This is a genomic window from Paenibacillus sp. JT31N17, assembly GCF_056269255.1.
In genome coordinates this window covers 219,563-233,609 of record NZ_JBWDNP010000008.1, presented here as the reverse complement: position 1 = coordinate 233,609, position 14,047 = coordinate 219,563, and the positions used below count along the sequence as shown (strand labels likewise).

The window sequence follows — 14,047 nt, the reverse complement described above, 5'->3', positions numbered from 1 at the left end:
CAGCCAGAGCCCAAACAGGCGGCGCAGCTTACGCTTGCGATCCTCTTTATAAGACTCTGGCTTGTTTCAGACTATTCTGCCTTAAAGCTGTTCAGCTCGCTTAAAAAAGTAAATTGTCCCGAGCCGATATGATATTCCGAGCCGGTTTCGGATTCGGCTACAAGCTCGCATCCAACCAGACTGTTGCTTACGGCATCCGGTCCGCGGTCTGCCGTTGCCAGTCCAAGCGCTTGTCCGCCAAGCGCCGGAGCGCCAATGGCATCGGGAGCGTCCACCAGACGGATATTGCGGCCCGGCACATGAACGGAAGCCGTTGTGTTGGCCGGTATCCGCACAGACAAGCGGAAATGCCCTTCCTCGTTCAAATGCCATTCTGTCGCAACTGTACCGTACAGGGATTCGTATTGGGCATTGACCCGGGTCAGCTTCCCGCCCGGCTGCGGACGTATGATCGTATGGCGGAAGGCCGGCCTGCCGGGATCGGCTTCAATGCCTCCCATATACCGGAACATCCACTCGCCGACGGAGCCAAGCGAATAATGGTTGAACGAATTCATCCCCGGCGTCTGGAAGCCATTCTCCTCCGTCCATCCGTCCCAGCGCTCCCAAATCGTTGTGGCGCCATGCTTGATGGAATACATCCAGGATGGAAAAGCTTCCTGCTGCAGCAGCGTATAGGCCGTATCCAGCTGTCCGTTATCCGTCAATGCCGGCAGCAGGTAGCCGACTCCGAGGAAACCGGTCGACAGACGGTCGCCGTTGATCCGGATATTATCGACCAGATGACGGACCGCCTTCTGCCGCAGCTCCTCCGTCAGCAGGCCAAACTGCAGCGCCAGCACGTATACCGTCTGCGTTTCGCCGTGAATGCGGCCTTCCTCATCCACGAATGCGCCGCGGAAGGCTTCGCCGATATCCGCGAAAAGCGAGCTGTAGCGTCTCTCGTCCCCATGCTTGCCAAGCACGCCCGCAATGTTCGCAAGCAGTCTGGTACTATACGCGAAGTAAGCCGTAGCCAGCACCTCGTTCGGCGTGTCCGCCTTGATCGAGAGCCAATCGCCGTAATTCGCATAATCCGGCCGGATCAGGTTATCCGTGCTCTGGCGCAAATACTCCACCCAGCGCACCATGGCGTCATAGTGGGTTTCCAGAATGCGGACATCCCCGTACATCAGATAAAGCGTCCATGGAATAACGACTCCGGCGTCTCCCCAACCGGCATTATCCGGCGCAAACCAGTTCAGACGGGTATTCCACATTTTGTGGCGGATCCAGCCCGCATCCGGAGCGACATCCGTAAATGCGCCCGACGGCTGCTGGGAATCGATCATGTCCCCGATAAACTTGGTGAAAAAGCGCGAGACATCCATATTATACGAAGCCGTCCGGGCAAAAATCTGGGCATCGCCCGTCCAGCCCAGCCGCTCGTCGCGCTGCGGACAATCCGTCGGCACCGACAGGAAGTTGCCGCGCTGGCCCCAGGTAATATTGGAATATAATTTATTGATCATAGGGTCTGACGTCTCCAGACGTCCATTTTCCGGCGTATCGGAATGGATGACTTTCCCGATAATCGTATCTTCCCCAGGCTCTCCGGGATAACCGATCAGCTCTACATAACGGAAGCCGTGAAAAGTAAAGTGCGGCTCATAACGCTCTTCGCCTTCTCCCTTGAGAATATAATGATCCTGCTGCACCGCCACGCGAAGGTTATCGAGATACAGGGTTCCATCCGGATTCAGCATCTCGGCATGGCTGAGCGTGATTTTCGTGCCCCGTTTGCCCTTCACCTTCACTTCTGTCCAGCCGACCATATTTTGACCCATATCATAAATGTAAGTACCGGCTGCCGTTTTGCATATATCAATTGGCTTGATCGTCTTGGTGATCCGGATGGGAGGTTCTACAGCCGATACGAGCAGTCCATTGTAGCCGGAGCGCACATCCGGCTGCTCCCAAATCGCATCGTTATAATCCGCATAGCTCCAGCCCTGCAGCTCCTGGCGGGCATCGTAGGTTTCACCCTTGATCATATCGGAGTAGGCAATGGGACCACCCGAGGTTTTCCAGGTGCCGTCCGTTACGATGCTCTCCCGGGTGCCGTCTTCATATTCAATATTAATTTGCAGCAGGCCAAAAGGGCGCTCGCCGTAAACATGCTTGCCAAGAAAGCCAACCGTTCCGGCATACCAGCCGTCTCCGAGAATGACGCCTGCGGCATTGGGGCCTTCCTCAAGCAGATGAGTGACGTCATAGGTCTGAACCTGAACGCGGGTATCGTAATCCGTCCAGCCCGGCGCGAACAGCGAGCTGACGCGTTCCCCGTTGATGAACAGCTCGTATACGCCAAGCGCTGTCGCATAGGCGGATGCGCGGCGCACCTTGCCCCGCAGCGCAAAGGTTTTGCGCAAATAGGGCGAAGGCTGGAACTCCAGATCAGGCTGCGCTTTGCGGCCGATCCATTTGGCTTTCCAGGCATCACGCGACAGCAGGCCCATCGTCCAGAAGGAGATTACACTCCACTCTGAAGGCTGATCCTTACCGTCCCAAACGCGGACCTTCCAGTAATAACGGCCTTCCTCCTGAAGCGGCTTGCCTTTGTAGACAATATGGATAGATTCGCTGGAGGCCACCTTGCCGCTGTCCCACATCGTACCCTGATCCTGATTCAGGCTATCTTCCGATTCGGCGACCAGCACCTGATAAGCGCTTTGAACCGTGGCATTCTGAGTGGCGGCTACGCGCCAGAACAGGCGCGGCTCCAGAACATCAAGCCCAAGGGGGTTGATGGCATATTCCGTTTTGCAAACTGTAACCCGAATGGGCATAATAGAAAGTCCTCCTTAAGCGTTCAGCTTGTTGTACCGATGAAACAATTCCAGCTTGGCATACAGATCCTCAAGGGTGAAGCGGGCATCCACATAACGGTAGACACGAATGTCCCTGCCGCCATGGCCGAATTCATAACGCATATTCGGCAGGATACGCGGTGCTTCACGCAGATCATATTCGAAGGCATGATCATCCAACAGCAGCGACACAGCAGGGGAATCGCCCAGCATCCACATCTCGCCTTTGGGCCAGGAGGGTTTGTCTCCCCACTTCATATTAAACTCTACCAGCTGCTGAAACAAATAAGCGCCCAATTCTCCATGCGGCATGACCTTTACGGCCAGCTCCGCCAGACTGACACGGATCATGGAATATACATTTTTTGGCACCTGCCACAGCGGTATCGGCGATCGGAAAACCACATTGGCCGCCGCAATATCATTGCCCAAATTAAATTCATCCGATCCCTCGGGATAGACGCCCCCTCCGATCCACACCGCAGTCAGTCGCCCGGCAATCTGCGGTTCTTGGAGGTAGGCAGAGGCCATATCGGTCAGAGGGCCCAGAAAAATCACAAACAGCGGAGCGGGATCATCCTTCATGGCCTCCCGTATGATCAGCTCGGAGCCTTCGGAGGGAAGCGCTGTCACTTCATCCGGGAGAGCGGCTTCCGCCCCTTTGTACACGCCGACTTGCTGCTCCATTTGCATGATCTTCAGCATCTTCTGAATCTCCCCATAGGAATCCTCCATGGAGGTTGCGCTCCGGGTTCCGAAATGCGCGCCAATCAGGCCGGCAATCCGGAATCTCGGCGTCAGCAGCGCATGGGCTATCGCGTATTGGTCATCGGCTTCATTGCAAGCATCGGTATTGACGATCAGGCGGATTTTCTTGGACTCCGGAACCTCGTACGGAAAGTTCATCATGATCCATTCCCCTCTTCACAATTCTGGCCTTCAATTGGAAAATTCATAAGGTCAGCTGTAACAAACATATGTCTTAACAGTAGCAATACTTATGGAAAACCAGGGAACATTGGTGCGCGTGCGGAGGCTTCTTCCGAAATCCGCATGTACTGCAAGCAGGTGAATAGCTTGTCACTTGTCGGTGATCGCTGTTGTCCCCAGATTTCCTTGATCCGTTTGAAACCATTAAACCTTGCTTCGCATGCGGAAGCTTCTTCCAAAATCCGCATGTGCTGCAAGCAGGTGAATAGCTTGTCACTTGTCGGTGATCGCTGTTGTCCCCAGATTTCCTTGAATGTATGAATCCTCTAATGGTGGAAATCCCGCGAACAAAGGCGAACACTTCGTTTCTCCAGAATGCTTCCGCCCGCTCCGCATTTTAATCATTGTAAAAATCAACATCAAAATCAAACGTTGGACAATATCGACGTTCAGAACTTGGATGAGGGGTACTGTCTGCAATGACAGTAGTCGCAAAGCTCAAATTTCTGCTCTAATAAGGAATATCCTTCTTATGTGCACCTCAGCCCTCAGGTATCCCGTGTAAGAAGAAAAAACCTTTCTGCATCTGGCATATAGTGCTTGAAAGATGCAAAAGGCTGCTCCAACAAGGAAAATCCTCACTGCAGCCACTGTACCTCAGCAATCTTCACCGCAAGAAGTAAAAACCGTGTTGTGGCGAATACTCCCCACTATTATCCAAGCTTGCTCGCTTGAGTGAATACTTCAGCAGATTGAGAGCTATCCCAATCTGCGTACCCGACTTACCGGGCAAACAGCTGGCTTCGTATCGCGTTCAAGAATACAAGTTAATACATCATCAAGACAAAGCAATTCTTCTCCGCCACAGTGTGATGCGCCGCCTCGGCATGCTTCTTCGGCCGTCAGCACGCCACTACTGCGGCGTTTCACGTTTCCGGCCACTTACTCAGCCGCCAGGGAGCGCTTCAACGTTCTAGCAAGTTTTTGCGGCTGCCACACCACCTACTGCTGCAGTTCGACGCTACGGCCTGCCTCTTCGGCCGCCAGCACTCCAGTTACTGCGGCGCTGCACCGCCACGGCCTGCTTCTTCGGCTGCCAGCACTCCAGTTACTGCGGTGCTGCACCGCTACGGCCTGCTTCTTCGGCTGCCAGCACACCACCTACTGCTGCAGTTCGACGCTACGGCCTGCCTCTTCGGCTGCCAGCACTCCAGTTACTGCGGCGCTGCACCGCTACGGCCTGCCTCTTCGGCCGCCAGCACTCCAGTTACTGCGGTGCTGCACCGCTACGGCCTGCCTCTTCGGCCGTCAGCACTCCAGTAACTGCGGCGTTCCAGCCGCCCATCAGCTCCCGGCGCTTATCGGCTTCCATCTGCGGAGCAAAGACTTGATGTTGCCGGTAGAAGCCGGCTATCTCATCGGAACCGGACCAGAACCCTAGAGCAAGGCCGCCCATATAGGCAGAGCCCAGAGCGGATAATTCCGCCGCCTCCGGAAGGGCGACTGGGGCATCCAGCAGATCCGCCTGAAGCTGCATCAAGAGGCCGTTGGCAGTAGCGCCGCCATCCACACGCAGCTCGCTGAGCTGCATTCCCGTCTCCTCCTCAAGCAGCCGGACCGCGCCTGCAACCTGATACGCAATGCTTTCCAGAGCAGCTCTTAGAATATGCCGCCGGTCTGTCGAGCGGTTCATCCCCATAATCGCGGCCCTGGCATGCGGATTCCAATGCGGCGCCCCAAGCCCGACAAAAGCCGGCACCAGGTACACGCCTCCTGCCCCCTCTACAGAAGTGATGGCTTGCTCCAGCTCTTCAAAGGTCTGATAAAGCCCCATCTGGTCGCGGGCCCAGTTCAGGCAGTCGCCCGTTGAATGAATCACCGCTTCCAGCGCGTATTCAATGCTGCCGTTCAATCCCCAGGCAACAGCCAATACCAGGCCTCTGCCCGGCATAATCGGCTGCCTGCCGATATGCATCAGGACAGATGTTCCTGTGCCATAGGTTCCCTTCGCCATTCCCGGTTTTGTACACTGCTGTCCGAACAACGCTGCCTGCGAGTCACCGATCACACCTGCAATAGGCATTTCCGCTTCAACCGGAAGCAAGTCCGGATCGGCAATGACTCCATACCCGCTGTCGCTCATACGCACCTCGGGCAGCATACCGAGCGGGATGCCAAACAATGCAGCCAGCTCCTCATCCCAGCTCAGCGTATGAATGTTGAACAGCTGCGTACGGCTCGCATTCGTATAATCCGTTGCGTGGACACGCCCTCCAGTCAGCTTCCAGATCAACCAGCTGTCCACCGTGCCGGCCAGCAGCCGTTCCTTCGGAGCAGCAGGATCGGCATGCTCCAGCAGCCACCGCCATTTGCTGGCGGAGAAATACGGGTCCAGCGGCAGTCCCGTCCTGGCCTGCACAAGAGCTTCATGCCCTTCACGCTTCAAGCGGTCGCAGTAATCGGCCGTTCGCCGGCACTGCCAGACGATGGCATTGCCGACCGGGAGTCCGCTCACACGGTCCCATATAAGCGCGGTTTCCCGCTGGTTGGTGATGGTGACGCCGGCGATCAGGTGAAGCGGGACCTCCGCTTCCTCCACCACTCCCCGGATCGACGCTTTCACATTCTCATACAGCTCCAGCGGATCATGCTCCACCCAGCCTTCGCGCGGATAGATTTGCCTGTGAATCTTCGAGCAGCGGCCGACAATTCTTCCGCCGCGATCCGTTACGATCGCCTTGGTCGCTGTTGTGCTCTGATCCACGGTCAGCAGAAACAAGGGCTCTCCCGCCTGTTGTTCATTATCAGCCGGACTAACCGTCATCCCTGGCTCACCATGGCCTGAACCATCTCCTGGGCGAGCGACCTTACATTACCGGCACTGAGGCCATAGTGGTCGAAAATTTCCGACGTCTTGCCCGCAATCGCCGGCTCATCGGGAATTCCCAGAATCCGGACCGGAACGGGTCTGCTGCCCGCGGTTACTTCCGCAACGGCGGCACCGAGTCCGCCGAAGATGCTGTGCTCCTCCAGCGTAATAATGGCACCCGTCTCTGAAGCTGCCGCCACAATAGCCGCCTCATCGAGCGGTTTGATCGTGTGCATGTTGAGCACGCGTGCATGAATGCCGTCCTTCTCCAGCAGTGCAGCGGCATCCAGCGCAATGCGCACGGTTTCGCCTACGGCAATCAGCGTAATATCGCTGCCTGCCTTCATCTGCACGGCTTTGCCGAGCTGGAACTCATAATCGTCCGATTCATAAACATCCTCAACGGGGTTGCGCCCGATGCGCACATAAGCTCCGCCTTCATGGCCGGCTAATGCCCTGGTCATCGCTTTCGTCTCGTGACGGTCAGCCGGAACCATAACTGTAAGTCCCGGTATCGCCCGCATGACCGCGAAATCCTGCAGGGAATGATGGGACATGCCAAGCGCTCCGTAGCTGACGCCGCCGCTGATGCCGACAAGCTTGACGTTCGTAGCCGAATAAGCCACGTCAACCTTCACCTGCTCGATGCTTCTCATGCTGAGGAAGCAGGCAGGCGAAGTAACGAAAGGCTTTTTGCCGCTGTGCGCGAGACCTGCCGCGATGCCGACAATATTTTGCTCGGCGATGCCTGTTTCCACAAACTGCTCGGGGAAGGCCTTGGCGAACGGCGCCATAGCGGCCGATCCGCGCGAATCGCTGGCCAGCACCATAATATCCCGATCCTCTTGGGCAAGCTCCAGCAGCGTTTCGCACATAATCTGACGATTAGGAATGGTTTGCATGGGCTCCGCTCCTTTCTGTTTCCGGTGCCAGCGCGCCAAGCGCCGCCTGCAGCTCTTCAATAGCCAGCCGCAGCTGCTCGTCATTCGGCACATGGTGATGCCATTCCGGACGGTTCTCGGCGAAGGAGATTCCTTTGCCTTTGACCGTGTTGAGAATCAGCATGGTTGGCTTGCCCTTCTCCTGCGGTGCTTGGGAAAGCGAACGCTGCAGCTGTCCGAAATCATGGCCGTCGATTTGCTCCACCCGCCAGCCGAAAGCTTCCCACTTGCTGTCCAGCGGATCCATCCCCATCACATCCTCCGTGCTGCCGCTAATTTGCAGACGGTTGCGGTCCACCATACCGATCAAATTATCCAGCCCGTAATGCGCGCCTGCCATAGCCGCCTCCCACACGGAGCCTTCCGCCTGCTCCCCGTCGCCCATCAGACAGAACACCCGGTAATCAAGGTGATCCTTCTTTCCTGCCAGCGCCATGCCGACGGAGACGGATAAGCCATGCCCCAGCGCGCCGGTGTTCATCTCGATACCCGGCACTTTATTGTTGGGATGCCCGATCAGCCGTGTGCCGAACTGGCAGTAGGTTTCAAGCTCTTCTTTTGGAAAATAGCCCAGATCGGCCAGTATGCACCACAATGATTCCACCGAGTGGCCTTTGCTGGCAATAAAACGGTCGCGGCCTTGCCATTTCGGATTCTTCGGATCATGCCGCATGACACTGTAATAAAGCGTTGTCAGCACATCCGTGTTGCTGAGCGAGCCGCCTGTGTGCCCCATCTTGGCCCGATGGATGATGCGAAGCAGGTCCATGCGGATCTGCAGCGATTTGCGCTTGAGCTCCACTGTTGCTGTCATGTTTTAGACACTTCCTCTCAGCCACGCCCGGATTTGCGCTTCCGTCGGATCCACCGGATCCGGCGTCAGACCTGGAATATAATTGCATGCCTCATACAGAGGCGGGATGACGTTCGCATGAATGCCTACGGAATGATGAACATAAGGACCGGTAACCAGCTTCTCTTCCCACAGAGGCCAATCGTTGACTTCCACCCAGACATAGGAGCCCCGTGTAAAAGGTCCCTGTATGCCGCGCGCCTTGCCCAGAAACAGCGAATATTCGCCATGGTCGCCGTCGAAACGGGCAAGCGTCATATCGCCGCCGCGAATCTCGCCCTCATGGGTCCCCGGAGAATGATCGTCGAACAGAAAATGCTTGCGCAGCTTCGGTTTGTCTTCTACGGACAGCGAGACCGGGAAGTTGCCGCAGTGGAACAGCAGCTCGCCGTTGGCATTCTCCGGATGGCGGATCGTCAGATCGGCGAAAAAGGTAGGAGCCTCGTTCATCGCTGCGGATTGCACCATGATGGAGGTAATCGCACCGTGAATATCCGTTTCGCAGGTAACCGGGATCTGCTCATCGGTGAGCAGCGCATTGGCCAGACACGGCATGATGCCGATCGCTTCCTGCAGAGAAGACCAGCATTGGATCGCGATTGCGCTGCTGCCGGTTTCGAGGGCAAACTGCTTCATCGCCACCTTCAGCGCAGCCACGCGCCGCACATCGTCATCAGTCACCTCGGTGATATCCATCCGGGAGCGGATGAAGTCCACAGCCTCCAGCATTTCGCTGCTGTTCTTCTTCTCCTGACGCTGCGCGGCTCTTGTGATATCCACCAGCGTAATGGGATGGATCTCGATGCCGAAGCGCTCCAGCAGCTCGCCTTCATTGACCATCATCGTCCAGAACGATGCGGGGCGCGGGGCAATCTGCAGAATCCGCAGCGAGCGGAAATGCCGGACCACGTTGGAGGCGGCGACGAAATTTTTGAAGCCCCGCTCAAAAACCGGATCATCCACCCGGCTGTTGGTCACATAGGTGTAAGGAACATTGAAGCGGCGCAAAATCTTGCCTGTCGCGAACAGCCCGCACTGGGTGTCGCGCAGACGCATGCCATCCTCCAGCGGAGCCTCGTCACGCGGTCCCCAGAGCAGCGCCGGCTTGCCAAGCGCCTTGGCCACACGGGCAACCGTATCCTCAGTCCCGAAATTGCAGTGCGGGAAAAATACCGCATCCACCTTCTCCTGACGGAACCGGTCGGTTATCAGATCGGCCCCGATATTATCGTTGTACAGAAGCCCTTCCTCATTCAGCCCCTCAAGATCGACAATCTCGATATCCATGCCGAAGGATTGTATTTTCTCGCGGATAAGCACTTTATACTTGAAGGCATCCTCGGCGCTAAACACGAAACGGCGGGTAGGCGCATAACCCAGCTTTAATTTTTTCATTAATGGCGGTCTCCTTCTGCTTATGATGCCATGCAGTAACCTTGGCGCGGAGAAAGATTCATCTCCAGTAAACTTCAGAACATTGCAAGTTACGGAATGCTCCTGAGGTATCCAATAACTTCCCTACCTTAGACCCACTAAACAAAATTAGAAAATCAAGAAAAATAACTAAATAAATTAACTGAACAAGTTCTTAATTCTTACTCCACAGATTCAACAAAACCATTTTCATTTCCCCTCAAACTCATCCTATCACCCGTTTTTAGCTCCGTCAATACGATTATTTAGTAAATTTGATCATTTATTAAACTATATAAACTAAACAAAACGCAATTAGTTTAGTTCTATCTTGCAAAGTAGTCATAAAACGTTGTACACTAAACTCAACTAAATCTTCATAAACGAAAGCTTAATCAGGAATGGAGTAACCTGTTGTGAAAATGGAAGATATCGCCAAGCTGGCCCAGGTATCCAAATCCGCCGTTTCTCTCGCGCTGAGCGGCAAGCCCGGCATCGGTCCGGAGACCCGCGAGAGAATTCTTCAAATCGCCCGGGACCAAGGCTACACCCTCAAAGCAAAAACCCAGCCGGCGGATCGAAGCGGCCGATCCCTGCTGTTCCTTGTATTCTCCAATTCCGGAATCGTCCTGGAGAAATATTACCAGCAGCCTTTCTTTCGGGAATTGATTCATTTTATCGAAGAGCGCTGCCGGCAGAAGGGATATTCGCTGGTATTTTCCTCTGTGGATATGGAATCCTTCGACAGCGACGTCCAGTCGATTGCGGATGAGAACCAGACCAGCGGCGTCATCCTGCTGGGTACGAATCTGGACCGGCACAGCGTTGAACGTCTGTCGGACAAATGGCCGAATCTCGTTGTGCTTGATACCTGCTTCGAGACACTGCCTGTTCATTTTCTGGAAATCAACAATGTGATGGGCGCTTATCAGGCGGGAACTTACTTGTGCGACATCGGCCACCGCGAAATCGGTTACGTGGCTTCGGATGTGCGCATTCATAATTTTGATGCGCGCAGGAGGGGGTTTATGGCATCGCTGGCCGAGCGCGGGCTCAGTGTGGCGGAGGATCATACCTTCTATGTCGCGCCTACGATACTTTCTTCTCAAGAGGCAATGCGCAAGCAGCTGGAAGGCTACGTTCAGGACGGCGGCAAGCTGCCGACAGCCTTGTTCTGCGAATGCGATTATATTGCGATCAGCGCAATGAAGACGCTGACCGAGCTTGGCTTCCGTATTCCCGAGGATATCTCTGTGATCGGCTTTGACAATATTAGCGAGTCCGTTATCGTCACGCCGGAGCTGACGACCATTCATGTCGACAAGGAGCAGCTGGCCCGCATGGCCGTAGATCTGCTTATTGATTCCATTGACGGCGTTCGCGGGGTCAAAATCAAGACGGCGGTGGATACAAGGTTCATTGAGCGGCTGTCCTGCAGTGCGCCGGCGGTTCTCTCGGAAGCCAAAGCCTAGAAAGGCCTGTGAACTAATAGACAGGCTGCGCATGCGAAACTTCTTGTCGGGACTCGCAAGTGTTACAAGCAGGTTTACCGCTTGTCACTTATCGAGACTCGCAAGTGTTACAAGCAGGTCTGACGCTTGTCACTTGTCGAGAATCGCAGAGTGTTGCACAGGCGAGCGGATAAACATGAAAAGGGCCGTGACTTCCAAAAGTGTATTTTGGAAGTCACGGCCCTTAAAATGCAATCGGTCAGCTATAGCAACAATCAATCGAAATAATCTTCAATTCCCTCGGCGATCGCGGCTGCCGCTTTCTGCTGATAGCCGGATTTGCGGACAAGGGACTCGTCCTTCTTGTTGGACAGGAATCCCAGCTCAATCAGAGCGGAGGGAGTACCATTCTCGCGCAGCACATGGTAGTCGCCAAACGAAATCCCGTTGCTGTCCAGCTCCATCCCGTCGGCAAGTCGGGCTTCGATCGCTCTGGCCAGAGGCCTGTCCTTGGACTCCGAATAATAAAAGCTGAGCGTTCCCGATGCCTTGGTTTCGGAGGAATTATAATGAATGCTGATGAATGCGTCTGCATGGGCGGATCCGCTAATTTGAACCCTCTCTCCGAGACTCGGCTTTTCCTTGTCCTTCGTTCTTGTCATGACGACGCTTGCCCCGCGGGCGCGGAGCTCTTGCTCCAGATAGAACGAGGTGCTCAGCGTCAGATCCTTCTCCATCGTTTTCTGCGTCGTGCCGATCATTCCCGGATCATCACCGCCATGACCGGGATCCACGACTATCGTTTTTCCGTGAAGCCCGTTTGAACTCTTGGAGGAATGGCTCGTGGACACGACTGAACTGCCGGAGCCTCCGCTGATATATCGGTCAGATACCCATCCTGCCTGGCCATTCGATGTCTGGATCTTCACCCATCCGCTCTGGCTGCCCGTAATGGCAACCTGCTGGCCTTTGGCGAGACCGCCCACAACCTCGTACTTCGTTCCTGCACCCGAGCGGATTCGTAATGAATCGGCAGTAACAGTAGCTGCTGTTTGCTTGGCAGTTTTCTTCGGTTCTGTCTTCACTTGTGTCTTGGACGCTTCTGAAGTTTGGACCGTGCCGTCAACCTTCTTCAAATAATAGCCTGCCACCCAGCCCGATACCTTGCCGGAATTGATCTGCAGCCAGCCATACTCGTCTTCCTTGGAGACACTCACCAGCTGGCCGTTCTTCAAGGCGCCTACAATGTTCCCTTTCAGAGAAGCCTCGCTGCGTACGTTAAGTAAATTAATGACGACCTTGGCCGTGTAGCTTTCATCAGCTTTCGCCGAAGCCGGGATGATGGATGAAATACTAAACAGCACACAGATCAAAATTGCCAGATATCCAATTTTTTTCATAGAGGTCCCCTTTAGTATTCGTTATTAATAGAGCCGTAGGATTAATAGTATACCAGCATTTTCCGGATTCTTGGAGACTAAATCTTTACAATTCCTGATTCTGATAGAGAAAAATAAGAGAATCACAGGCAAACAGTCCTTATATTAAGCGCTTTCAGGCTGCCTTTCTTCATCCGTTTGTCAAACGCAGCAGCCTGTCATCCTGACCGGCCGGATTTCCGCGGCCATCCGTATTGTTGGTAATCACGTAGACAGCCCCATCATGAATTTTGACATCTCTCAGACGGCCCTCGCTTCTCACAACCACTTCGTTCGTGGACGCATCAGGCGAGAATTTGAGCAGCGATTCGCCGCGAAGTCCCGTCACCAGCCATTCACCCTGAGGATTCGCCGTCATCCCGGAGGGAGCAAGCGTACTGTCTCCGGTATGATAGACGGGTGATGTCATTCCTTCCTTAGTCTCATCGCCAATAACCTCAGGCCAGCCGTAATTAAGACCGGGCTCAATCCGGTTCAATTCATCATGGCCGCCCGGAACCGCGGACGGACCATGCTCAGAGCTGTACAGCTCCCCTTGATCATTCCAGGCAAGCCCCTGCGGATTGCGGTGACCGTAGCTGTATACATAGGAATTCTCAAAAGGGTTATCCTCCGGCACTGTGCCGTCCGTCTTCATCCGCAATATTTTACCTGCCAGACTGTTCAGATCCTGGGCATTCTCTTCACGCTGCGCGTCGCCTGTCGTGATGTACAGATGGTTGTCCGGCCCGATTGCCAGCCGGCCCCCGTCATGATTCGACGCGCCGGGTATCCCGTCAAGCAATATGCGCTCCTCCTGCCAGCCGGCCTCCCCATTCTCCCGGATTACGGCTACCCGGTTGAATAATTCACTATTTTGCTCATAGGTATAATAAATGTAGGCCTGCTTCGCGGATGCGAAATCAGCGGCCAGTACAAAGCCCAGCAGTCCTCCCTCGCCCTCCTGCTTCACGGGATTGCTCAGCTGCAGCTTCTGCCTTGTCATCTGCCCGTCCTTGATCTGTACGATAGCGCCATCGCGCTCGCTGACATAGATGAGATCCCCGCTAAAATCAATTGCCCACGGCGACTGCAGACCCTCCGCCAGCACCTCATAGCCTGATTCCCCATCCCCTTCGGCCCGGCTCGTCTGCCGATCCACATCGATAGGCTCCGCCGGATTCGTAGCGCGGTTCGATTCATTCCCGCAAGCTGTAAGCATCATCGTCAACAGGACACCGCACATCATCGTCTTTGCTTTTAACATGATCGATACCTCCGTTTGTTGGTGTTATGGACGTTAAACTTCTCCCTCCAGCAGCT

9 protein-coding genes are annotated in these 14,047 nt (G+C 54.9%); 1 reads left to right on the top strand and 8 read right to left on the bottom strand.

What is annotated here, in order from left to right:
* Positions 1-71 precede the first annotated feature (71 nt).
* From AC0YOB_RS24035 to AC0YOB_RS24010, 6 genes are all read right to left on the bottom strand, one after another.
* Positions 72-2,828 carry a family 78 glycoside hydrolase catalytic domain gene (locus tag AC0YOB_RS24035; protein WP_475794909.1) on the bottom strand — a complete coding sequence of 919 codons (2,757 nt, stop codon included), beginning with the start codon at positions 2,826-2,828 and terminating at the stop codon, positions 72-74.
* Between the two features lie 15 nt (positions 2,829-2,843).
* Positions 2,844-3,758: a nucleoside hydrolase gene (locus tag AC0YOB_RS24030; protein ID WP_475794908.1), complete on the bottom strand. Its 915-nt coding sequence runs from the start codon at positions 3,756-3,758 to the stop codon at positions 2,844-2,846.
* A gap of 1,288 nt (positions 3,759-5,046) precedes the next feature.
* On the bottom strand, positions 5,047-6,603 hold the full coding sequence (locus tag AC0YOB_RS24025) for an FGGY family carbohydrate kinase (RefSeq protein ID WP_475794907.1): 1,557 nt from the start codon (positions 6,601-6,603) through the stop codon (positions 5,047-5,049).
* On the bottom strand, positions 6,600-7,550 hold the full coding sequence (locus AC0YOB_RS24020; protein ID WP_475794906.1) for a transketolase family protein: 951 nt from the start codon (positions 7,548-7,550) through the stop codon (positions 6,600-6,602). Before AC0YOB_RS24020 ends, AC0YOB_RS24025 begins: the two co-directional genes overlap by 4 nt.
* Positions 7,534-8,403, bottom strand: a complete 870-nt coding sequence (locus tag AC0YOB_RS24015; protein WP_475794905.1) for a transketolase — start codon at positions 8,401-8,403, stop codon at positions 7,534-7,536. Before AC0YOB_RS24015 ends, AC0YOB_RS24020 begins: the two co-directional genes overlap by 17 nt.
* A 3-nt stretch (positions 8,404-8,406) precedes the next feature.
* On the bottom strand, positions 8,407-9,837 hold the full coding sequence (locus tag AC0YOB_RS24010; protein ID WP_475794904.1) for an L-fucose/L-arabinose isomerase family protein: 1,431 nt from the start codon (positions 9,835-9,837) through the stop codon (positions 8,407-8,409).
* 434 nt (positions 9,838-10,271) lie between these two features.
* Here AC0YOB_RS24010 and AC0YOB_RS24005 point away from each other — a divergent pair, with 434 nt between their 5' ends.
* On the top strand, positions 10,272-11,327 hold the full coding sequence (locus tag AC0YOB_RS24005; RefSeq protein ID WP_475794903.1) for a LacI family DNA-binding transcriptional regulator: 1,056 nt from the start codon (positions 10,272-10,274) through the stop codon (positions 11,325-11,327).
* A 254-nt stretch (positions 11,328-11,581) separates the two neighbouring features.
* Here AC0YOB_RS24005 and AC0YOB_RS24000 read toward each other — a convergent pair whose 3' ends face one another.
* On the bottom strand, positions 11,582-12,706 hold the full coding sequence (locus AC0YOB_RS24000) for an N-acetylmuramoyl-L-alanine amidase (RefSeq protein ID WP_475794902.1): 1,125 nt from the start codon (positions 12,704-12,706) through the stop codon (positions 11,582-11,584).
* A gap of 169 nt (positions 12,707-12,875) precedes the next feature.
* On the bottom strand, positions 12,876-13,991 hold the full coding sequence (locus AC0YOB_RS23995) for a PQQ-dependent sugar dehydrogenase (RefSeq protein WP_475794901.1): 1,116 nt from the start codon (positions 13,989-13,991) through the stop codon (positions 12,876-12,878).
* Between the last annotated feature and the right edge of the window lie 56 nt (positions 13,992-14,047).